At 64.5% G+C, this 24,493-nt stretch carries 12 protein-coding genes; 10 read left to right on the top strand and 2 right to left on the bottom strand.

Features of this window, described 5'->3' with window-relative positions; translation table 11 throughout:
• Positions 1-31 precede the first annotated feature (31 nt).
• Positions 32-532: a sugar dehydrogenase complex small subunit gene (locus NCR38_RS14450; protein ID WP_061118333.1), complete on the bottom strand. Its 501-nt coding sequence runs from the start codon at positions 530-532 to the stop codon at positions 32-34.
• An 85-nt stretch (positions 533-617) separates the two neighbouring features.
• Between NCR38_RS14450 and NCR38_RS14445 the strand changes: the two genes are divergently transcribed.
• The 10 genes from NCR38_RS14445 (at position 618) to NCR38_RS14400 (ending at position 24,028) form a co-directional block, all read left to right on the top strand.
• Positions 618-1,274 carry a DUF1345 domain-containing protein gene (locus NCR38_RS14445; RefSeq protein WP_061118334.1) on the top strand — a complete coding sequence of 219 codons (657 nt, stop codon included), beginning with the start codon at positions 618-620 and terminating at the stop codon, positions 1,272-1,274.
• A 294-nt stretch (positions 1,275-1,568) separates the two neighbouring features.
• Positions 1,569-3,224 (top strand): glycogen synthase GlgA, encoded by a 1,656-nt coding sequence (gene glgA, locus NCR38_RS14440; protein WP_061118382.1) that lies wholly within the window; start codon positions 1,569-1,571, stop codon positions 3,222-3,224.
• 347 nt (positions 3,225-3,571) lie between these two features.
• The gene (locus tag NCR38_RS14435) at positions 3,572-6,976 is read left to right on the top strand and encodes a maltotransferase domain-containing protein (RefSeq protein ID WP_086961058.1); all 3,405 of its coding nucleotides are present in this window, start codon (positions 3,572-3,574) and stop codon (positions 6,974-6,976) included.
• 82 nt (positions 6,977-7,058) lie between these two features.
• Complete coding sequence (gene treS, locus NCR38_RS14430; protein WP_409219287.1) at positions 7,059-10,457, top strand: maltose alpha-D-glucosyltransferase; 3,399 nt, start codon at positions 7,059-7,061, stop codon at positions 10,455-10,457.
• Positions 10,444-12,669 carry a 1,4-alpha-glucan branching protein GlgB gene (gene glgB, locus NCR38_RS14425; RefSeq protein ID WP_061118336.1) on the top strand — a complete coding sequence of 742 codons (2,226 nt, stop codon included), beginning with the start codon at positions 10,444-10,446 and terminating at the stop codon, positions 12,667-12,669. Before treS ends, glgB begins: the two co-directional genes overlap by 14 nt.
• Before the next feature lie 252 nt (positions 12,670-12,921).
• Positions 12,922-15,147 carry a glycogen debranching protein GlgX gene (glgX, locus tag NCR38_RS14420; protein WP_061118337.1) on the top strand — a complete coding sequence of 742 codons (2,226 nt, stop codon included), beginning with the start codon at positions 12,922-12,924 and terminating at the stop codon, positions 15,145-15,147.
• 65 nt (positions 15,148-15,212) lie between these two features.
• Positions 15,213-17,111: a malto-oligosyltrehalose trehalohydrolase gene (gene treZ / locus NCR38_RS14415; RefSeq protein WP_250477280.1), complete on the top strand. Its 1,899-nt coding sequence runs from the start codon at positions 15,213-15,215 to the stop codon at positions 17,109-17,111.
• Complete coding sequence (malQ, locus tag NCR38_RS14410) at positions 17,108-19,324, top strand: 4-alpha-glucanotransferase (RefSeq protein ID WP_061118339.1); 2,217 nt, start codon at positions 17,108-17,110, stop codon at positions 19,322-19,324. Before treZ ends, malQ begins: the two co-directional genes overlap by 4 nt.
• Positions 19,321-22,263, top strand: a complete 2,943-nt coding sequence (gene treY, locus NCR38_RS14405; protein WP_250477279.1) for a malto-oligosyltrehalose synthase — start codon at positions 19,321-19,323, stop codon at positions 22,261-22,263. The genes malQ and treY overlap by 4 nt, the downstream gene beginning before the upstream one ends.
• Positions 22,264-23,155: 892 nt before the next feature.
• Complete coding sequence (locus tag NCR38_RS14400) at positions 23,156-24,028, top strand: hypothetical protein (RefSeq protein WP_250477278.1); 873 nt, start codon at positions 23,156-23,158, stop codon at positions 24,026-24,028.
• Between the two features lie 112 nt (positions 24,029-24,140).
• On the opposite strand, the gene NCR38_RS14395 is transcribed toward NCR38_RS14400, so the two are convergent.
• On the bottom strand, positions 24,141-24,493 hold a 353-nt coding region (locus NCR38_RS14395; protein WP_250477277.1), incomplete at its 5' end, for an RHS repeat domain-containing protein.

Raw genomic sequence — 24,493 nt, 5'->3', positions numbered from 1 at the left:
TCCTTGGTCGTGATGCCTGCGCGCCGGCCGCTCAGGGCTTGCGCGCCCAGTCGGCGGGCTCGCCGCGGCAGTATGAGGGAATCGTGAGCATGTCGCCGACGGGATCGAACATCAGTGCGCGTTCGTACGCAACGACCTCGACATGCGGCGGCTCGCCGACGACGCCGAGATACCACGCACGCATCACCGCACCCACCGTCTTCGCGAGCTCGGGGCGCGTGGTTTCCAGCGCGGCCGTGATGACGTCGGTCGGTGTGCCGCCGTGCGTCGCAATCCATTGGTCGAGCGCGGCGATCTTCGCGGCGAACTCGGGAACGTGCCGGACGAGCGCCGCATGCACGCGGTCGGCCAGAAGCGGATCGAAGCTCGTGCGGCCTGTGAGCCTCGCCGATACCGCGACGAACGCATCGAACCCGGGCGCGCGCGACTGCTGTTGAGCGCGCGCAGGCAGCGACGCCCACGCGGCGAACGCGCACCCGCCCGCCACGAGGCCCCGCCGCATCGCGAACGACACGCGCTCGGACGTTTTCATGCGCTTTCCTCAGCTTGCCGAAAGGTGACCGGGCAATAATCGCAGGCATCGAGCGAAGGCTGGCTCTCACGCGGATAGAAACGAAATGAAGCAGATTCTCCCGCCCGTTCTGCGCTACCGGCCGCGCGCCCTGGTCGGCCTCCTGATTGGTTGCGTCGTCGCCGCTTTGGTTCCGGCGCACGTGCGCCCGACCGCGCGCGCGCTGATCGGCTGGGACGCGGCGGTGTGGCTCTATCTCGTGCTGATCTGGCTCAAGATGGCGACCGCGCGCCAGAGCGACGTGCAGGCGCTTGCCGAACGCGAGGACGAAAACGCCGCGACGGTCCTGATGGTCGTGAGCGTCGCGGCACTCGCGAGCATCGTGGCGATCGTCTTCGAGTTATCGACCGCGAAGAACCTGGGCGCGGGAGCGGTGCTGCATTACGTCCTGACCGGCGCGACGATGCTCGGCGCCTGGCTCCTGATCCCGACGATGTTCACGCTGCACTACGCACGGCATTACTATCAGTCGCCCGATAACGATCCCGCCCTCAGGTTTCCCGACCGGCATCTGAAGCCCGATTACTGGGACTTCCTCTACTTCTCCTTCACCATCGCGGTCGCCTCTCAAACCGCCGACGTCTCGCTTGCATCGACATCCGCGCGCCGCACCGCGCTCGCGCAGTCGGTCTTGTCTTTCTTCTTCAATCTCGCGGTGCTCGGGCTCTCGATCAACATCGCCGCGAGCATGGTCGGCGGCTGAAACGACGCTGTCACGCGCGCTCCATAAGCTCTTCGGATACGCCGTGTAAAAACGCGACGCACGCCGCTGTCAGTTTTACACGCGGCACGTTCGTGCAGCTTCGTGCCTGGCCGGCGCCGTGCGCCGGCGGTCTCGGCATGCCATGGCCGCACACGAATGTGCTGCACCGCACATGCACGCGCGCGCGTGGCACAGCGATTGCTGAATTGCGCCAGCTATTTCAGACGAAACCTCGATCAGCGCTCGCATGCGCGGCTTGCCGTCCGCGCGTTCCTCTTGCTCAGGAGCCCCACTTTGCCTTTGAATGTTCTGCTGGTCGCCTCCGAAGCCGTCCCGCTCGCCAAGACCGGCGGACTCGGCGACATGGTCAGCGCCTATGCTGCCGCGCTGCGCGAAGCCGGCGTCGACGCCACCATCCTGCTCCCCGCCTACCCGAATGCGATTGCTCAGGCTGAAGGTCTGAGCAAGGTGGGCACGCTTACGGGCCTGCCCGGTGGCGATGCAGCACTGTTGCGCGGCCGCATGCCCGATACCGGCGTGCCGGTGTTGCTGCTGCGCGCCGATGCGCTCTATGCGCGCACCGGCCTTTATCAGGATGCGCAGGGCCGCGACTATCCGGACAACGCGATCCGCTTCGCGATGCTCTCGGCGGCCGCCGTCAAGATCGCCGAAGGCGTGCGCGGCGTGAAGAAGCCCGACGTCGTTCATGCCCACGACTGGCATACCGGCCTGACGCCGCTTCTGATGAAACACGCGGGCGTGCACGCGAAGAGCGTATTCACGATCCACAATCTTGCATTCCAGGGCAACTACGCGCTCTCGCTTGGTGCGTCGCTCGGCGTGCCGCAAAAGTGGCTCGTGCATGCGTTGAGCGATCCGAAGAGCATCGAGTTCTATGGCGCGCTGAGTCTGATGAAAGCGGGCATCGTGCACGCCGATCGCGTGACGACCGTCTCTGAAACCTACGCACGCGAAATCCTCACGCCGCGCTTCGGGCATCTGATGGAAGGCGTGCTGCAAAGCTGCGCGGACAAATTGGTGGGCGTCGTCAATGGCATCGACGAACAGACGTGGAATCCCGCCACGGACCCGCTCATCGAACGCAACTATTCATTCGACGACATGCGCGGCAAGCACGCCTGCAAGCGCGCGCTGCAACGCAGGTTCGGCCTGCCCGTCGATCCTTTCGCGCCGCTCATGGCAATCGGCAGCCGCATGACCGGCCAGAAGCTCGCCGATGTCGCGCTCGAAGCGCTGCCCCGGCTGCTCGAGAAACATCCGCGCCTGCAACTCGCGGTGATCGGCAAGGGCGAGGCGTATATCGAGGCGGGCTTCAGGAAGCTCGCGCAGGAATGGCCGGATCGCGTGGGCGTGTATATCGGATATGACGAACGGCGCGCGCATGCCTTGCACGCGGGCGCGGATCTCCTGTTGCACGGCAGCCGCTTCGAGCCGTGCGGCCTCACGCAGATGTATGCCATGCGCTACGGCACGCTGCCGATCGCCTCGCGCGTGGGCGGCCTCGCCGACACCATCGTCGATGCGGCGCAGAACGCGGAACATGACGTGCGCGACGTGCTGCGTCCCTCGGCGTATCTGCGCGACGGCACGCACGACACGCCCATCGCGTCGATCGCGGCACCGCGCGCCGCACATGCGCCTACGGGCTTTCTCTTCGACGGCGAACGCGCCGACGATGTCATCGACGCCGCGAGCCGCGCGCTCGATGCCTACATGCGTCCGCAAGTGTGGCGCGCGCTGCAGCGCAACGCGATGTCCTGCGATTTCGGATGGAACGAAGCCGTGACGACGATGGTCGCACTGTACGTCGGCCTGAGCGACGCGCGCCCGAGCCGCTCGACGTTGCGCACGCGCCGCGTTCCCGAGCTCATGCAGGCAACCGCGCCCGCGCAAGTGCAGGACGCGCGTTCGCTTGCGCGCACCGCATGAGCATACGCGGCGCAGTTGTTCCATAGTAGTGCCTTGATGCAAAGCTGAACCGGGCACTCGCCGGGCGAGGCACGCAAACTGCTGCCTCGCCCCGTGCGAACCGAAGGAAATCACTTGGGATCGTGGCGCCTACCGTGAGCGTGACCAGCGCACGATGCACGGTGCATCGCGACAAGCGGCCAGGCCGGCGTCGATTCACGCGGCGCCAGGGTGTAATCTGAGTTCCGCCTGACGTCCGCGCGATTCCGTATGTGCGGACCGGCTCTTCAGCAGTTTGGCCCGTGAGCGTGATCGCGATTGATGCCCGCATCCCCGCCACCGCAGGACGACTCTGGAAAAGACGAACGATGGAAAACCATCAAGCTCATCATGCGTACGCGCCGCGTATCTACTTCATCGATCCCCTGCTCGTCGGCCCGCTCGCGAACTGGCCCGCCCAGTTCGAGCACGCGGCCGCGCTTGGCTTCGATCACGTCCTGATCGGCTCGCCATTCATGCCCGGGAGCAACGGGCATCGCGAGGCCGTCGCGGATCATCATCGGCTGCATGCCGTTTTCGAATCCGATATGAGCGCAGCCGATGGCCTGCGCCAGCTCGCCGACGCCGCGAAGAAGCACGAGCTCACGCTGCTTGTCGATATCGTGATCGACCGCGTGAGCGCGGAAGGCGGCCTCTATCAGGACAACAAACACTGGTTCCAGCCCTTCGAGAGCGCCGATGCGCGGCTCGATCCGCGCAAGCCGCCGCGTCAGCGCGATGTCGCGCGGGCGAACTTCGCCGATGGCGAGGCCGCGCATCATCTGACCGAATGGTGGGCACGCGAGCTGAACCTGCTCGCCGATGCGGGCGTGGGCGGCTTTCGCTTCGATTCGCCGCACGCGGTGCCGGCGCACGTATGGCGCAGGCTCGGCGCCGCGGTGCGCGAGAAGCATCCCGAGACACGCTGGCTCGCATGGACCGTGGGCGTCACGCGCCATGATCTGCACGGTCTCGCCGATGCCGCATTCGATGCCGTGTTCGCCTCGACGCGCTGGTGGGATTTCAAGAGCGCGTGGCTCTTCGACGAGCACGCGGCACTGTCGCGCATCGCATCGCCGATCACGTTTCCGGAAGATCCGTTCGGCACGCGGCTCATCAGCGATCTCTCCGATACGAGCGACACCGCGCTCGTCGAACGCGCGTACACACGCGCGCTCGACACCGCCGCCGCGCTCGGCACCGGCATCATGGTGCCGATGGGTTTCGAGTATGGCGTCGGCCTGCCGATGTCGCCGCAATATGGCATCGCAGCCGAATACGAGCGGGCGAAGAACGAGAAGCGCATCGACCTCACGGCGCGCGTCAAACGCGCGAACGACTTGCAGCGCAACGTCGGCACGCTGTCGAGCGTCGGTGAACTGCGGGCGCTGACGGGCGCGGGCACGCCGTACGCTGCGTTGATCCGCGCGGATGGCGGCGATTTGCGCCATAGCAACGACGCCGTGCTGGCCGTGATCAATCCCGATCTCGTCGCGCCCGTGCATGTCGATACGCTGCATCTGCTCGAATCGGTGCCGGGCAACTACACGCGCTTTGCGCTCATCGACGATTCCATGGGCAAGGCCGAACGGCTCGCGCCGTTTTCGCTCAGGGCGGGCGAAGTGCGGCTCTTTCGCGCCGAGGCCGAGCCGTTCATCCTGCTCGCGCAGCCGCAGGTGAAGCGCGGCGCGAAGGCCGCGGACAAGAAAGCGGTGACCGAGGCAATCGCCGCGCCGCGCGTCTCGATCGAAAGCGTGACGCCTTCGGTCGATCATGGGCGCTTTCCGGCCAAGCGCATCGTCGGCGAGGCAGTGGAGATTCAGGCCGCGATCTTCGCGGAAGGTCACGACAAGATCGCCGCCGCCGTGCAATGGCGCGCCGCCGACGAAACCGTCTGGCACGAAGCGCCGATGCGCGCCGTGCAGCCCGCCGGACTCGATCTGTGGTCCGCGCGCATTCCGCTCGAACGCGTGGGCCGGCACGAATTCGTCGTCATGGCGTGGCGCGACGATTACGCGTCGCTCGTCGATCACATGCAGAAGAAGCTGAAGGCCGGGCAGACCGTCGAGCTGGAAGTCGAGGAAGCGAAGCATCTGTTCGCGCTGATCCTCGCCGAAGTCAAGACCGCCGACGACGCCGACAGCAACAGCGCCCCGCTCGACGCGATCGTCAAGGAGTTCACGAAAGCCGACGACGCGCGCAAGCTCGAACTCACGCTCGCGCCGGCGACCGCGAAGGCCGTCGCAGCCGCGCGGCATCGTCCGTTTCTGTCGCGCGATCCGGTCGTGTATCGCGTCGATGCGGAACGCGCCGCCGCGCGCTTCGCGAGCTGGTACGAGATCTTCCCGCGCTCGATGAGCGACGACGTGAACCGCCACGGCACGTTCATCGACGTGATCGGCAAGCTGCCCCGCATCCGCCAGATGGGCTTCGACGTGCTCTACTTCCCGCCGATTCATCCGATCGGCGTCGCGAACCGCAAGGGCAAGAACAACACGCTGACGGCAGGTCCCGGCGATGTGGGCAGCCCGTATGCGATCGGCGGCAAGGAAGGCGGACATACCGCCGTGCATCCGGAACTCGGCAATCTCGACGACTTCAAGCGCATGCTCGAAGCCGCGCATGAACATGGTCTCGAAATCGCGCTCGATTTCGCGGTGCAGTGCTCGCCCGATCATCCGTGGCTGAAGGAACATCCGACATGGTTCGCATGGCGTCCCGACGGCACGCTGCGTTATGCGGAGAATCCGCCGAAGAAGTATCAGGACATCGTGAATCCGGACTTCTATGCGCAGGACGCGAAGCCCGAGCTATGGATCGCATTGCGCGACGTCTTTCTGCACTGGATCGCAGCGGGGGTGCGCATCTTCCGCGTCGATAATCCGCATACGAAGCCGTTCCCGTTCTGGGAATGGGTGATCGGCGACGTGCGCGCGCGTCATCCCGACGTGATCTTCCTGGCCGAAGCGTTCACGCGGCCGCGCGTGATGAATCGTCTTGCCAAGCTCGGCTTCTCGCAGTCGTACACGTACTTCACGTGGCGCGAGAGCAAGCGCGATTTCATCGACTACATGCACGATCTCACGCAAACCGACGCGAAGGAATTCTTCCGCCCGAACTTCTTCGTGAATACGCCGGACATCAATCCGCGCTTTCTGCAAAGCTCGGGGCGTCCGGGCTTCGTGATTCGCGCGGCGCTGGCGGCGACGTTATCGGGCTTGTGGGGCGTGTACAGCGGCTTCGAGCTTTGCGAGTCCGCCGCGCTGCCGAACAGCGAGGAGTACCTCAACTCCGAGAAGTACGAAATCAAGGCGTGGGACTGGAATCGTCCCGGCAACATCGTGACCGAGATCACCGCGCTCAATCGCATTCGCCGCGCGAATCCCGCTCTGCAGACGCATCTTGGCGTGAACTTCCTGCCCGCGCATAACGATCACATTCTGTTCTTCGAGAAGGCGAATTCGTCGCGGGACAACGTCGTGCTCGTCGCGATCAATCTCGATCCGTTCAATGAACAGGGCGCGGACATCGAGTTGCCATGGCAGACGCTCGAGCGCTGGGGCGTGCGCGAGGGCGATGCACTCACGGTCGAGGATCAGGTGACGGGCGAGCGATTCGAATGGCGCGGACGGCGTCAGCACGTTCGTCTCAATCCGCATTCGCTGCCGTTCGCGATCTGGCGCATTGCGCCGACGTGGGGCTTGCCGAAGCCGCAGCCGGATGCAGAAGGATGAATCCTCAGTAGCGAACGAGAGCACACCCATTACAAGGGCGAATAGCGATGCATTCAGCCCATAAGGACATTGGAGCGAAACCGTGGATACAAGGGTGAAGCGCAACAAGAAAGCCTCGATTCTCAGCGACGATCCGCTCTGGTACAAGGACGCGATCATCTATCAGGTTCACATCAAGTCTTTCTTCGATGCGAACAACGACGGCATCGGCGATTTCCCCGGCCTGCTCGCGAAGCTCGACTACATCGCGGAACTGGGCGTCGATGCGATCTGGCTGCTACCGTTCTATCCATCGCCGCGCCGCGACGACGGCTACGACATCGCCGATTACCGCAACGTGCATCCGGACTACGGCACGCTCGCGGACGTCAAGCGCTTCATCCAGGAAGCGCATGCGCGCGGCATACGCGTGATCACCGAGCTCGTCATCAATCACACGTCGGATCAGCATCCGTGGTTTCAGCGCGCGCGGCATGCGAAGCCGGGCTCGAATCATCGCAACTACTACGTTTGGTCCGATACGGACAAGAAGTACGAAGAGACGCGCATCATCTTCATCGACACGGAGCCGTCGAACTGGACGCACGATCCGGTCGCGGGACAGTACTACTGGCATCGCTTCTATGCGCACCAGCCCGACCTGAACTTCGACAATCCCGCGGTCATCAAGGAAGTGCTGTCCGTGATGCGCTTCTGGCTCGACATGGGCATCGACGGGCTGCGGCTGGATGCGGTGCCCTATCTCGTCGAGCGTGAAGGTACGAACAACGAGAACCTGCCCGAGACGCACGCGATCCTGAAGAAGATTCGCGCGACCATCGACGCCGAGTATCCGAACCGCATGCTGCTCGCGGAAGCGAACCAGTGGCCGGAAGACGTGAAGGAATATTTCGGCGATGAAGACGAATGCCATATGGCGTTCCACTTCCCGCTGATGCCGCGCATCTACATGTCCATCGCGAGCGAGGACCGCTTTCCGATCACCGACATCATGCGGCAGACGCCCGATCTCGGCACGACGAATCAATGGGCGATCTTCCTGCGCAACCACGATGAACTCACGCTCGAAATGGTCACTGACTCCGAGCGGGACTATCTGTGGAACACGTATGCGAGCGATCGCCGCGCGCGCCTGAACCTCGGCATTCGCCGGCGTCTCGCGCCGCTCATGGAGCGCGATCGCCGCCGCATCGAACTCATCAACTCGCTGCTGCTGTCGATGCCCGGCACGCCCGTCATCTATTACGGCGACGAGCTCGGCATGGGCGACAACATCCACTTGGGCGACCGCGACGGCGTGCGCACGCCGATGCAATGGTCGTCCGATCGAAACGGCGGGTTTTCGCGCGCCGATCCCGAGCAACTCGTGTTGCCGCCGGTGATGGGTTCGCTCTACGGCTACGACGCGGTGAACGTCGAATCGCAAAGCCGCGACCCTCATTCCCTGCTGAACTGGACGCGCAAGATGCTCGCTGTGCGTCGCTCGAAGCATGCGTTCGGACGCGGCACGATCCGCTTCCTGCGGCCCGCGAATCGCAAGATCCTCGCGTATCTGCGCGAGCTCGAAGGCGAGCCGCCGGTTCTGTGCGTCGCGAACCTTTCGCGCGCGCCGCAAGCGGTGGAACTCGACCTGTCGGAGTTCGATGGATCGGTGCCGCTGGAAATGACCGCCGATTCGCCGTTTCCGGCCATCGGCAAGCTCACGTATCTGCTGACCTTCCCGCCGTACGGCTTTCTGTGGTTCCAGTTGTGCCCGGGCAACATGCGGCCGGCGTGGGCGCAGGCGCCCTCGGAGCAATTGCCCGAATTCGTGACGATGGTGATTCGCGCGGGACAGACGGGACCAACGCCCGAGAACGTGCGTCTGCTCGAATCGGAAGTGCTGCCGAATTACCTGAGCAAGCGCCGCTGGTTCGCGTCGAAGGATCAGAAGCTGCATGGCGTGCGCCTCGCCGCGCTGACGACGATCGAAGGCGCGGGCTTTGCCTTCACCGAGATCGAAGCCGATGTCGGCGATCATTGCGAGCGCTACGTGCTGCCGCTTTCCATCGCGTGGGGCACCGAGACGACTTCGCCGCTCTACATGCAGCTCGCGCTGGCGCGCGTGCGCCGCAACCGCAACATCGGGCATCTGACCGATGCGTTCGCGGTGCCGCAGTTCACCTACGGCGTGATGCGCAAACTGAAGGAACGCGCGGTCGTGCCGACGGTGCAAAAGAGCGAGATCCGCTTCATTCCCACCGAGCGCCTCAACGAGCTCAACTACTATCCCGCCGATCTGCCCGAGATCCGCTGGCTCGCGGCCGAGCAGAGCAACAGCTCGCTCGTGATCGGCGACAAGGTCGTGTTGAAGCTCGTGCGGCGTGTCGTCGGCGGCATTCATCCCGAAGCGGAAATGAGCCGCTATCTGACGAAGCTCGGCTATGCGAACACCGGCCCGCTGTATGGCGAAGTCGTGCGCGTCGATCCGCAAGGCGTGCCGCATACGCTCATCATCCTGCAAGGCTTCATCGACAATCAGGGCGATGCGTGGAACTACGCGCTCGATTATCTGCGCCGCACCGTCGATGAACTCGCGGTCGCGGTGGAACCGGAGGACCATACGCCGGAGCGCGATGCGCAGGCGGAAGGCTTCTCGGGCTACGGCAGCATCGCGGGCATCATCGGCAAGCGGCTGGGCGAATTGCATGTCGCGCTCGCGTCGCCGACCGAGGACGAAGCCTTCACGCCGCAGCGCGCGACGCCCGAGGACGTGAACGGCTGGATCGACGGCACGCTGAAGCTGCTCGAATCGGCGCTCGACATCCTTGCGCAAAAGGTCGGCGAGTTCAATGAGCACGACCGCTTCCTTGCGCAGAGCCTGCTCGATCGCCGCGCCCTGCTCGTCGATGCCGTGAAGAAACTCGTCGCGCCCGGCGCCGATGCGCTGTGCATCCGCATCCACGGCGACTTCCACCTGGGCCAGGTGCTGATGGCGCAGGGCGATGCGTATCTGATCGATTTCGAAGGCGAGCCCGCGCGCCCGCTCGAGGAGCGCCGCAGAAAGACGAGCCCGCTGCGCGACGTCGCGGGGCTGCTGCGTTCGCTGTCGTATGCGAGCGCGGCCGCGCAATCCACGACCGAGAACGCGCCCGCCCAGACGGCGGATCGCAAGCGCGCTCTCTTCGAACGGCTGCGCGCCTTCGCCGAGGAGAGCTTCTTGCGTGAGTACACGGCGGCGATCGCATCGTCGCCCGAAACGATCGCGGCCGAAGACGTTTTCGAAGCGTTGCTCGATCTCTTTCTGATCGAAAAGGCCGCTTACGAAATCCGCTACGAAGCAGCGAACCGGCCGACCTGGATCGGCCTTCCGTTGCGGGGTCTCGCGTCGCTCGCGAGCCGCTTGCTGGGCGATACGGGCGAGCCGCCCGCTCCGGGCACGCGCCCCGTCTTCGGAGCAACCAAGGACAATCCGGATGGAACCCACCATGAACAATCGTAGCGATCCGGCGGATTCCAGGAATCCCGCGCACGGCCTGAATCCGCTCGACATCGACGCGCTCGTCGAGGCCCGGCATCCCGACCCGTTCTCGATGCTCGGCCTGCATGAAACCGATCGCGGGCATGTCGTGCGCGTGTTCCTGCCGGGCGCATCGTCGGTGAGCGTGACGGATTCGGGCAGCGGCGAGCACATCGGCTCGCTCGCGCGCATCCACGATGCAGGGCTTTACGCGGGCTTCGTCGAGAGGCCGACGGCGTATCGCCTGCAAGTCGACTGGCATGGCACGCCGCAAGAAACGCACGACACGTACTCGTTCGGCCCCGTGTTGTCCGATGAATGGCTCGCGCGCCTCTCGCACGCGGATCCATATGCGGTGCTCGAGTGCCTGGGCTCCCGGCCGGTCACGCACGGCAACGTCGCGGGCGTGCGCTTCGCCGTGTGGGCGCCGAATGCGCGGCGTGTGTCCGTGGTCGGCGACTTCAACACATGGGACGGCCGACGTCACCCCATGCGCCTGCGTCACGACGCGGGCGTGTGGGAACTGTTCATTCCGGGCATCGGCGCGGGCACGCGCTACAAGTACGAGATCGTCACGCGCGACGGCCACACGTTGCCGCTGAAGGCCGATCCCTGTGCGATGCAGAGCGAGAAGCCGCCTTCGACGGCATCCGTCGTCGCGGATGCGGATGCGATCGATCATTACGCCTGGACCGATGCCGACTGGATGGCCACGCGCGGCGGCAAGCAGACGCCGCAATCGCCGATCACCATTTACGAGGCGCACGCCGAATCGTGGCTGCGCGTGCCCGAGGAAGCCAATCGCGGCATGAACTGGCACGAGCTTGCCGAGCGCCTGATTCCGTATGCGAAGGGCATGGGCTTCACGCACCTCGAATTCATGCCGATCGCGGAGCATCCGTTCGGCGGTTCGTGGGGTTATCAGCCGCTCGGGCAGTTCGCGCCGTCCGCGCGCTTCGGCACGCCGGAACAGTTCGCGGAGTTCGTGAACCGTGCGCACGAGGCGGGGCTCGGCGTGATCATCGACTGGGTGCCGGCGCACTTTCCGAACGACGCGCACGGTCTCGTGCAGTTCGACGGTACGCCGCTCTACGAACATGCGGACCCGCGCGAGGGCTACCACCAGGACTGGAACACGATGATCTACAACCTCGGCCGCAACGAGGTGAGCGCGTTCCTGATCGCATCGGGGCTTGCGTGGCTGAAGCGCTATCACATCGACGGCCTGCGCGTCGATGCGGTCGCGTCGATGCTCTATCGCGACTATTCGCGCAAGGCGGGCGAGTGGGTGCCGAACATCTATGGCGGGCGCGAGAATCTCGAATCGATCGCGTTCCTGAAGCGGTTGAATCATGAAGTGCGGCAGATTCCGGGCGCGATCACGGTGGCGGAGGAATCGACCGCATGGCCGGGTGTGACGGCGAGTGTCGAGAGCGGCGGCCTCGGTTTCGATTTCAAGTGGAACATGGGCTGGATGCACGACACGCTGCATTACATGCAGGAAGATCCGGTTTATCGGCAATATCACCATCATCTCTATACCTTCGGGATGGTGTATGCGTATTCCGAGCGGTTCGTGCTGCCCTTGTCGCACGATGAAGTGGTGCACGGCAAGGGATCGCTCATCAACAAGATGCCGGGCGACCGCTGGCAGAAATTCGCCAATCTGCGCGCGTATTTCGGCTTCATGTGGACGCATCCGGGCAAGAAGCTCTTGTTCATGGGCGGCGAATTCGGGCAATTCGCGGAGTTCAATCACGATGAATCGCCGCACTGGCATCTGCTCGACGATTCACTGCATGGCGGCTTGCAGAAACTCGTGCGTGATCTGAATCATCTTTATACGAGCGAGCCTGCGTTGCACAAGCTGGACAGCGATGCGCGCGGCTTCGAGTGGATCGTCGGCGATGACAATGCGAACAGCGTGTATGCGTATCGGCGCACGGATGCCGAGGGGCGCGATCTGGTCGTCGTGTGCAATATGACGCCGGTGCCGCGGCTGGCTTATCGAATCGGGTTGCCGCGGCGTGGGCGATGGAGCGAGGTCTTCAACTCCGATGCTTCGATTTATGGCGGGTCGAATACGGGGAATGGAGGGGTCATTCATACGGATGACTATCCGAGTCATGGGAGGGAGCAGTCGGCGGCGCTGACGCTGCCTCCGTTGGCGACGATCGTTTTGCGGGCGGATTGACGGGCTGCGTTTGGGTGGCCGGCGCCGGACTTCGGGTTGCGCGTCCGGTCTGATTGCGTTGCCCGTTTGCGGGGCAATTGGCAAGCGCACGCTGAAAAGCCATGCCCACCGGTGTAGCTGGCCCAGTAGCAAAACACTACCGAACAGACACAAATCAAACTCCCAACAACCCCAAACCCCATCAAAACAAAGGCATAAACTGATACCCCAACCCGCCGAACCGGCGAAAGAAGGCAAAAAAGGACGCGCCACATGGCAAATGCACTCCCCGAAAAGTTACTCCCGGGCGCCCCCTACCCGCTCGGAGCCAACTGGGACGGTCTGGGCGTGAACTTCGCGGTGTTTTCATCGAATGCACATCGCATCGAGGTATGTCTCTTCGACAGCACCGGCCGCAAGGAACTGATGCGCTTCGACCTGCCCGAGTGCACCGATGAAATCTGGCACGGTTATCTGCCCGGCGCGCATCCGGGCACGGTCTATGGTTTCCGCGCGCACGGCCCGTATCAGCCGCAGCAGGGGCATCGCTTCAATCCGCACAAGCTTCTGCTCGATCCCTACGCAAAAAAACTCGTCGGTCCCTGGCGCTGGTCGGACGCGCTCTTCGGCTATCGCGTGCATTCGAACCGGCTCGACATGTCAGTCGATCGCCGCGATTCCGCGCCCGCGATGCCCAAGTGCATCGTCACCGACGACGCCTTCGACTGGTCGCGCGACGTGCGCCCCGACACGCCCTGGGGCGAAACCATCGTGTATGAGACGCACGTGCGCGGTGCATCGATGTTGCGCAACGACATCCGCCAGCACGAGCGCGGCACCTTCGCGGCGCTGTCGTCGCCGTGGTTCATCGAGCACTTGCAGAAGCTCGGCATCACCGCCGTCGAGTTCCTGCCGGTGCATGCGTTTCTGAACGACCGCTTCCTCGTCGAGCGCGGCCTCAGGAACTACTGGGGTTACAACACCGCCGCGTTCTTTGCGCCGGAGCCTTCCTATCTCTCGACACATCGTCTGAACGAAATGCGCATCGCCGTGCGCCGGTTGCACGCGGCGGGCATCGAAGTATTTCTCGACGTCGTCTACAACCACACGTGCGAAGGCAACGAACTCGGACCCACGGTCTCGTGGCGCGGCCTCGACAACGCGAGCTATTACCGCCTGATTCCCGGCGACGAACGCCACTACATCAACGACACCGGCTGCGGCAATACGCTGAACCTGTCGCACCCGCGCGTGCTGCAGATGGTGATGGATTCGCTGCGCTACTGGTGCACCGCGTTCAACATCGACGGCTTCCGCTTCGATCTCGGCGTCACGCTCGGCCGCGAGGGGCATGGCTTCGATCCGGGCTCGGGCTTCTTCGATGCGGTCCGTCAGGACCCGGTCCTCTCCACGCGCAAGCTCATTTCCGAGCCGTGGGACATCGGGCCGGACGGCTATCAGGTGGGCAATCATCCGCCCGGCTTCGCTGAATGGAACGACAAGTATCGCGATGGCGTGCGACGTTTCTGGCGCGGCGATTCAGGCATGCGCCCCGATCTCGCCGCGCGCCTCACCGGTTCCGCGGAGCTCTTCAATCGCCGCTTCAGGAAGCCGTGGGCATCGGTGAACTTCGTCGCGTCACATGACGGTTTCACGCTCGCCGATGTCACCGCCTATTCGCACAAGCACAACGAAGCGAATCAGGAAGGCAACAACGACGGCCACAACGAAAACTGCAGCGCGAACTGGGGCGTCGAAGGCCCGACCGACGACCCCGCGATCCTCGGCGTGCGCGCGCGTCTCGCCCGCTCGATGATCGCGACGACACTGCTCTCGCTCGGCACGCCGATGCTCCTCGCCGGCGACGAATTCGGCCGCACGCAGCACGGCAACAACAACGCCTATTGCCAGGACAACGAGATTTCCTGGCTCGACTGGGACGCGGCGGCAAGCCCGAAAGGCGTCGAGATGACGGAGTTTGTCGCAAGAGTTATTGCACTGCGCAAAAACTACCCGGTTCTGCGCGAAACCCGCTTTCTTTACGGCGACCGCGAAGTGCTGCCGGGTCTCTACGATGTAAGCTGGTTCGATGAACGCGGCACCGCGCTTTCGATCGAAGCATGGCAGGACCCGGAGGGCCGCGCGCTCACGCTGCGGCGCGCCGGGCCGGGCGTCGATGGCGAAATCGACGTGCTGCTCATCATGTTCAACGCATCGTCGCAATCGCTCGTGTTCACGCCGCCCGCGCCGCACTTGGAATGGAACGTGCTCCTCGATAGCGCGGAGCCCGACTCCGTCACGCGGCCGCTCGTCGGAAGCGAAATCGAGGTGGCCTCGCACAGTGTCGTGGTGATGCTGGCCGAGCCCACCGGCGAGGCGGACTGGCAGGCGGTGTGGATGGCAGGCGCGCATCAGGGGCCGCGTCTTCTGACGGCGCTGCCGCCCGATCCCGGCACGTTGCCGTCGCATCGCGAGCCGGAAATCGACTCTCCGCACTGACGCGCGCAACCCGTTCACCCATCGCGGAACATCGTCGAAACAGCAGCACATACAGGCAGGAAATCATGTCCGAACGTCCGATCGATCCGCACAAGCATCAACATGCGTATTGCCTTCCTTTCGGCGCTCATCTGACGGGCGCCGCACGCGAGAATCCGCGCACGCGTTTCCGTTTCTGGGCGCCATCGCGCGATGCAGTGCAAGTCGAAATCCAGCGTGCGGGCGGCACGCCCGAACGTGTCGACATGCAGCCGACCGGCGACGGCTGGTTCGAAGCCGAGGCCGATGGCGGCGCGGGCACGTTGTATCGCTATCGGCTCGACGACGATCTCGCGGTGCCCGACCCCGCTTCGCGTTTTCAGCCGCAGGACGTGCACGGCCCGAGCGAAGTCGTCGATCCGCGCGCGTATCGCTGGACGCACACGAACTGGCACGGCAGGCCGTGGGAAGAAACCGTGCTTTACGAACTGCATGTCGGCGCGATGGGCGGCTTCGCGGGCGTCACCGCACGTCTGCCCGAACTCGCGCAACTGGGCGTGACGGCCATCGAACTGATGCCGCTCAACGATTTCTCCGGTACGCGCAACTGGGGCTACGACGGCGTGCTGCCCTACGCGCCCGATTCGGCGTATGGCCGTCCCGAAGACCTGAAGAAGCTCATCGATACGGCGCACGGCCTCGGCCTGATGGTCTTCCTCGACGTGGTCTACAACCACTTCGGCCCGGACGGCAACTATCTGAACGCATACGCGAAGACCTTTTTCCGCGAAGGCGTGGACACGCCTTGGGGCCCGGCGATCGACTTCGAGCGCCCGCAAGTGCGCGACTTTTTCTTCGACAATGCCCTGTATTGGCTCAACGAATACCGTTTCGATGGCCTGCGGCTCGACGCGGTGCATGCGATCAACGACGACGAATGGCTGCGCGAGCTCGCGCATCGCGTGCGCAGTTCGGTCGAGGCGGGCCGTCATGTGCATCTCGTGCTGGAGAACGAGCACAACACGGCGAATCTGCTCGAATCGCATTTCGACGCGCAATGGAACGACGATGCGCACAACACGTTGCACGTGCTTCTGACCGGCGAAGACGAGAGTTACTACGGCGCGTATTGCGACAAGCCGATCGAGAAGCTCGCGCGCGTTCTGAAGGAAGGCTTCGTGTATCAGGGCGACCCGTCGCCGATACACGACGGCAAGCCGCGCGGCGAAAAGAGCGCGCATCTGCCGCCGACGCGCTTCGTGATGTTCCTGCAGAACCACGATCAGGTCGGCAACCGCGCGATGGGCGATCGCCTGCGTTCACTCACCGACGACGAATCGCTCTTCGCCGCGACCGGCCTCCTGCTGCTGTCGCCGCAGATTCCGCTGCTCTTCATGGAAGAGCAATACGGGTCGAAGCAGCCGTTCCTGTTCTTCACGGACTATCACGACGAACTCGCCGATGCGGTGCGTGAAGGCCGCCGCAAGGAATTCGCGAAATTCTCCGTGTTCAGCGACGAAAAGCGCCGCGCGCAGATTCCCGATCCGAACGACGCGAAGACCTTCGAGGCGTCCTCGCCTAAGCTGTCGGACAAGCAGGACGAAGAGGACCGGCTCGAATGGCTGCACTTCTACCGCTCGGCGCTCACGGTGCGCGCGAAGCTCGTGACGCCGCGTCTGAAGGGCGCGAAATCGCTCGGCGCGGACGTGCTCGGCGACAAGGCGCTCGTCGCGCGCTGGAAGCTCGGCGACGGCGAGACGCTGAGCGTCGCGCTCAATCTCGGCGAGAGCGCCATCGCGCTGAAGGAATGTCCACCGGGCAAGCTCGTCTTCGAGACGCCGGCGCGCGCGCAGGATCGCGCGCGTGACGGCGAGCTCGGCGCCCGCACCTTCCTCGCCTGGCTCACCGGCGAGGTGAACGAATACGCGATCGCGCACGATGCGCGCCGCTTCGAACCGGCATCGGCCGAAGGAAAACGCTCGTGAGCGCCGCCGCAAGCAAGACGAACAGCGCCCGCGCCGCGCGTCCCGTGAGCAGCATCGAGGCGCTCGCGGAACGCGCGGGCTTCGAGATCGAATGGCAGGACGCGCACAAGAACACGCAGCGCGTGCCGGAGACGACGCTGCGCATCCTGCTCGAAAAGCTCGGCCTGCCGTGCGGCAACGCCACGCAGATCAGGCAGAGCATGGCCGCCGTCGATGCCGAAATGAGCGGCCGCAAGCTGCCGCCGCTCATCACCGCCGAAGTGGATCGCGGCATCGCGCTGCCGGTGTCGGCGGCGAAGTCGGGCGCGCGCTATCGCATCGAACTGGAAAGCGGCGCGGTGATCGACGGGCGCTTCACGTCGCCCAAGGGCGAGATCGCGCTGCTCTCGCCGATCGCGGAGCCGGGCTATCACACGCTCGTCATCAACGACCATCGCACGACGCTCGCGGTCGCGCCGGCGCGCTGCTACACGATCGACGATGCGTGGCGCGCGCTCGGCGAAGACACGGCGGCGGCGGACACGGCGCCGCCGCTCTGGGGTGTCGCCGCGCAGGTGTACGGCCTGCGGCGCAACGGCGATGGCGGCATCGGCGATTTCACGGCCCTGGCGTCGCTTGCGACGCAAACCGCGAAGCGCGGCGGACATGCCGTCGCGATCAGCCCCATGCACGCGATGTTCAGCGCCGAGCCGAACAAGTTCAGCCCTTATTCGCCGTCGTCGCGACTCTTTCTGAACGTCGCCCACGTCGATCCGGCCGCCGTCCTCGGCGCGCCGGCGGCGCGCGCGGCGATCGAGAAGACCGGCCTCGCCGGGGAACTCGCCGAACTCGAAGGCCTTGCGCTCATCGACTGGCCGCGCGCATCGAAAGCGCGTCTCGCGATTCTGCGCGCGCTCTTCGATACGTTCTCCGAAGACCGCGACTCGCTCTTCGCGAAGGACTTCGCCGCGTTCGTCGAGAAAGGCGGCCGCCCGCTCGAAGATCACGCGCGCTTCGAAGCGCTGCAGGCCGTGCAGATCGCGGAGAACGGCGAAGGCCACTGGCGCAACTGGCCCGAAGCATTGCGCGATCCGCGCAGCGCCGAGGTGACGGCGTTCGCGAACGCCAATCGGCGCGAAGTCGAGTTCCATCTTTTTGCCCAGTGGCTCGCCGCGAAGGGACTCATGCACGCGCAGCACGCCGCACGCGATGCGGGCATGGCCGTGGGACTCGTCGCGGATCTCGCCGTCGGATGCGACAGCGCGGGCAGTCATGCCTGGTCGTATCGCGACGAGATGCTGACGGGCGTGTCCGTCGGCGCGCCGCCCGATCTCTTCAACCAGGCGGGGCAATCGTGGGGCCTGACGACGTTCTCGCCGCGCGCGATGCGCACGCAGGGCTTCGCGGCGTTCATCGACATGCTGCGCTGCGCGTTTGCGCGCGCGGGCGGCATCCGCATCGATCACATTCTCGGCTTGCGCAGGCTCTGGCTCGTGCCCGACGGCGAAAGCGCGAAGGACGGCGCATATTTGCGCTATCCGCTGGAGGATCTACTGCGGCTCATCGCGCTGGAATCGTGGCGGCATCGCGCGATCGTGGTCGGCGAGGATCTCGGCACGGTGCCGCCGGGCTTCACCGAGCGCTTGCAGGAGCACGGCTTGCTGGGCATTCGCGTGCTGTGGTTCGAACGCGAAGTGAATGGGCCGGGCTTCAAGCCGCCGCGCGAATGGGACAGCGGCGTCACCGCGACGACGACGACGCACGATCTGCCGACCGTCACCGGATGGTGGCGCGGCGAGGATATCGTGTGGCGCTCGAAGATCGGCCAGACGACGGCGCGCGCCGATGGCCGCGACGCCGTCGAGGCGGCGCTCGAGGAGCGCGGCGCGGATCGCGAGCAATTGTGGCGCGCGTTCCAGGATGCGGGCATCGCGCCCGGCGACGTGGATGCGCCCGACATCGACAATGCGCCCGTGGATGAAGCGCTCGCCTTCGTCGCCGCGACGCCCGCGCCGCTCGTCACGTATCCGCTCGAAGACCTGCTTGCGCTCGCGGAGCAGCCGAACCTGCCGGGCTCGATCGACGAACATCCAAACTGGCGAAGGCGGCTCGTTCTGCCCGTCGACGAACTGTTTCTCGACGATGCCTTTGCGGACCGCCTGCTCGCCGTCGATGCCGCGCGCAAGCGCTCCGTGCAACCGAACGAACACACATCGAAACCCGAAACACCATGACCGTACCGCGTTCCACGCTCAGGCTTCAGCTTCACAAGGGCTTCACTTTCGACGATGCCGCCGCGCAAGTGGACTACTTCGCGCGGCTTGGCGTGAGTCACGCCTATGTGTCGCCGATCACGACGGCGACCGCCGGCTCCACGCACGGCTATGACGTCGTGGACTACACGCAGGTCAATCCCGAACTGGGCGGCGAAGAGGGTCTGCGGCGCTTCGTCGAGAAGCTGCGCGCGCACGAGATGGGACTCATCGTCGATATCGTCCCGAATCACATGGGCGTGGGCGGATCGGAAAACGCGTGGTGGCAGGACATTCTCGAATGGGGCCGGCATGCCGCGCATGCGCGCTTCTTCGACGTCGACTGGCATTCGCCCGATCCCGCATTGCGCGGCAAGGTGCTCGCGCCGTTTCTGGGCGGCGCCTATGGCGATGAACTGCAGAGCGGCAACATCCGGCTCGCGTATCGCGCGGACGAGGGGCGCTTCGTCATCGAGTATTACTCGAACGTGTTCCCGGTTTGCCCGGTCGATTATCCCGCCGTGTTTCAGGAAGCGCCGGAGCTCGCGCAACGCTTCGCCGGCCTGACGACGCAGCCCGCCGATCAGCCGCGCGCCGCCGATGCGCGCACCGCGCTCGTCACGATCGCGCAGACCGAGGGCGGCCAGGCCGCGATCGAGGCGATCCTCGCCGCGCACGCGCCCGATACGTCCGCGGGCCGCGACCGGCTGCACCGGCTGCTCGAGCGGCAGCATTACCGGCTCGCGTGGTGGCGCACCGCCGCCGACGAAGTGAACTGGCGGCGCTTCTTCGACGTGAGCACGTTAGGCGGCGTGCGCGTCGAGCGGCCCGAGGTGTTCGAGGCGTCGCATGCGCTCGTCTTCAGACTCTTTACCGAAGGTCTGATCGATGGCGTGAGAGTCGATCACGTCGATGGACTCGCCGAGCCGCGTGAATACTGCCAGCGTCTGCGTGCGCGGCTGGAAGAGTTGTCGGAGGAGCGGCCCGAGGCGTTGCGGCACGGTAATGGGCGCACGTATTTCGTCGTCGAAAAGATACTCGCGCGCGGTGAGCCCTTGCGCCGGGACTGGCAGGTCGACGGCACGACCGGTTATGACTTCATGAACGACGTGGGCGCGCTGCTGCACGATCCCGCGGGCGCGGAGCCGCTCGCCGCGCTGTGGGCCGAGATCACCGGCAAGAGCGAGCGCTTCGCCGACGAAGCGCTCGCCGCGCGCCGCAAGATACTCGCGGAGAATCTGTCGGCCGAACTGGATCGCGTGACGCGTGCGCTGCATCGCATCGCGCGGGATGCGCACACCACGCGCGATTTCACCTTCACGTCGATCAGGCGCGCGGTCGCGGAGCTGGTCGTGCAGTTTCCGGTGTATCGCGTCTATCCGGTGAGCGGCGTGCGCAGTCCCGAGGACGAACGCTTCTTCTCCCAGGCGCTCGAAGCCGCGCGCGCCGTGCTTGCGCGCGCCGATCATGTCGTGCTCGATCAGGTCGCGCAATGGCTCGGCGGCAAGCTGCCCGACGAAGCGCCGCCGCAGGCCGAGCGCAATGAACGCACCGAGCGTCCCGAGCGCGGCCGTGATCGCGCCGTGGAGCGCAATCGCGAACGCGATCGCAATCAGGCGCCGGCGGGCCAGACTCCGCCGCCGTCGAGCGGTGCGCAGCGGCGCGCGGCGCAGACGCTGTTCTCGCAACTGACTTCGCCGGTGGCGGCGAAGGCCGTCGAGGATACGGCGTGTTATCGCTATGGACGCCTCATTTCGCGCAATGAAGTCGGCGCGGATCCGGGCGAATTTGCATTGTCCGTCGATCAATTTCATGCGTGCAATCGCGAACGCTTCGACGCCTTTCCGCACGCGATGCTTTGCACGGCGACGCACGATCACAAGCGCGGCGAGGACGTGCGCGCACGCATCGCGGCCTTGAGCGAGATCCCCGATGAATGGGCCGCGACGCTCAGGCAGTGGTCCACATTGAACACGCCGCTGCGTCGCGGACCGAGCGGCGGACATGGCGAAACCGGCGATGTGCATGACTGGGCGCCGGGACCGGCCGCTGAGGCGATGCTGTATCAGACGCTGATCGGCTGCTGGCCGCCGACGCTCGCGCCCGACGACGAAGCGGGCGTTCATGCGCTCGCCGAGCGTGTGGCGGGCTGGCAGTTGAAAGCGCTGCGCGAGGCGAAGTTGCGCACGAGCTGGTTCGCGCCCGACGAAGCGTATGAGAACGCGTGCAAGGACTTCTTGTTCGATATCGTTGCGCCGCAGCGGCGCAACGGCTTCCTGCAGGAGTTGTCGGCGTTCGTCGCGCGCATCGGGCCGCTGGGTGCGATCAACAGTTTTCAGCAGACGCTGTTGCGATTGACGTCGCCTGGCGTGCCGGATCTTTATCAGGGCACGGAGCTGTGGGACTTCAGTCTCGTGGATCCCGACAATCGGCGGCCGGCGGACTATGAATTGCGCCGGCAGTGGCTCGCTGAAGTCGAAGAGAAAGGACCGCCTTCGGAGCAACTGGCGAACTGGCGCGATGGGCGCGTGAAACTGGCGCTCGCGCGGCGGGCTTTGGCTTTGCGCAAGCATTGCGAGTCTTTGTTCGCTCAAGGCGAGTATGTGCCGCTTCACGTGCAAGGCGAACATGCGGATCGCGTGATCGCCTATGCGCGGCATGCAGGGAGCGCGTTTGCGATCGTGATTGCGACGCGGCTTGCCGCGCCATTGTTGGGCGTTGGGCGTGATGTGCCGCTCGTCGAGCCGGAGCGATGGGGCGATTCCTTCATCGTGCTGCCCGAGGCGCTTCATTCTCGCGCGTTGTTCGACTGGCTGAGCCCGAATGCGCCCAAGGCCGAAGGCGAGAGGTTGTTTTTGCGCGATGCGCTTGGGGTTATGCCGGTGGCTTTGCTGGTTGAGGAAGGTGTACCGACGCCTTAAGGAGGAGCGTTCCTTCCCCTTCCGGAATCCTGTATTCGCGTCGGTTTATCAGCGCTGCCCCGGGGCGGGCGGCAGTCACTTTTTTGCTGCTGAAAAGAAAACCTGTAGCGTCGCGCTAATCGAACACTCTTCCCCACCGGGAACCGCCTCGCCGTCCACGACAACGCTTTGCGCTTCCCGCAGCACGCGGACGTTCATTCGCGCGTGCGCGACTGCTTACGCTGCGTAGCGTATCGACCAGGCCATCGGGAAAACGGCGCGGGCGCAACGCGCCTCAAACCTGCCCAGCGGTGTCGGACAAACATTCGCAAAAACAAGCCGCGTTCGCGTACGCCTCGCACGAGTGCATTACAAACAAGATTCGCTCGCACCGGTCGCATGGTCTCTCATCCAAGCATATGCGGCAGCCCCCATCTGCCGATCGGGCAGAGTCGGTCGAATAACGATGCGAACCGGATTCGCTGATACGCCGCCCCCATTCGCGAATGGAACGATCGAAGATATCGTGCCCTTGTACACGAGTTCTAATCTTCCAAGATCAAGAGAGAGATTGTGTACTTGTCGGGCTTTAGCAGGCCGTCGAAATATCCCTTCGTGAGCGCGCGCCTATTCAATCGAAAGAGCAGCGAATTGATTTTACGAGATATCCAATTTTTCGCTGCTTATCGTCCGTGTTTCTGGCCTAAAGGTTTCCCCGTCTCCATCCTGAAAAGAATCTCGCATACGTTTCGCCGGTCGAATCGGAGCCTCACGATTCGACCGTTCTAGCAGCGCGCGGGCTCCGAGCCCCTCACTCGGCTTGCCCGCTGCGCTCGAACGATAGGACACCTCCCTACCTGAATGACACATCGCGTCGACCGCCTCGGCGGAAGGTCTTTCTTAAAACGAAGAAATGAATAATTGGCATCCCACCAATCCGGTCGAACGCCGCTTCATGGCCGTTCACGATGACTGGCTAAGTTTTGCAAAAGACAAGCAAGCTCAATTGCTTTATTGGCATACCAGCGAAGCCGACCAGCGCATGCTCGCGGCTTACATTCAACGGCAAGACAAGCTGTCCAGCGCCGTATTGCGCCCGCAATCGAGCTTCGAGGATGCGAACCAATACGCTGGCGCCGTGGCCGATGAGATCGTCGCCTGGTACGAGAGCGGCAAGGAAGGCTCGATGGCGAACGGCATCACGGCGGACTGGACGCCACCCTCGCGAGATCGCAACGAAGCGGCGACGCCGTACCTTCTGCGGCTGACCGGCAGCCTGATGCGCCATCACCCCGAAGTGTTTCCCCAACTGGTGCTGGTTCTCGAACCCGAGCCTATCCGCAAACCCGCCGATTTCGAACGCTGGCTAGACGAACTGCTTGGCGGGCTCGAACGCAACGCATGGCAAACCGAGCGCCTGCGGCTCGTGCTGACCGGGACCGACGCCAACCCGCTGCCATGGCTCACGAAGCAACGCCCACATCAGGCGAAAGTGCTGCACGGCCGCTACCACATGGAGGCGTTGCCACGCGAGCTGGTTGCCGAATCCGACGAACGCGGTCCCGACGCTGACTTTCGACGGTTGTTTGTCGCACTGAACGACACGATCACCAACGGCACACCCGCGCAACTCGAAACACTGCGCTCGCAAGCGCTGGCGATCACGAAGGCGCAGACGTGGGCCGAAGCATCCGCCTCGCGCACGATGCGCGCGGCAATCTGCTGCGCCGAGAAGCGCCCGGTGAAGACGCCACGACTTATCGCTGGGACGCCAAGAATCGTTTGAGCGCGTGTCATTTGCCCGGTTCGCGGGACGTGCTTTGCGAGTATGACGCGCAAGACAATCTGATCCGCTATACCGACGAAGCCGGTCAACTCACGAGCTATACCTATTTCGGTCAAGGGCGGCTGTTCTCGAACTCCGCGAGCCGACCGAACGCATCCCATGTGAAGCGCTGCACGCCGGTTTGGGTATCGTGGCGCTCGGTAAGCTGTCCCGCCGCATCGAGCCACCAACGTGCGCCATTGTCATGCTGCACCTGCCGCCCGCGCTCGTTCGCGTGCTGGTGGTGGAAACGATCGCCTTGCCTGTCATATACGAAGTGCCGCAACGTCTGCGCAGGGTCTGTATGCGCCACGATGCGCCCTAACGGATCGTAGCGATAGCGGTCTGCGCCAAGCCGCGAGTCGTCGCGCTCGGTGAGATTGCCTAGCACGTCGTAACGGTAAGCGACCTGATCGACAGTCTGTG

Source organism: Caballeronia sp. INML1 (assembly GCF_023631085.1).
Lineage (GTDB): Bacteria > Pseudomonadota > Gammaproteobacteria > Burkholderiales > Burkholderiaceae > Caballeronia > Caballeronia turbans.
This window is presented reverse-complemented; position numbering and strand designations above follow the sequence as displayed.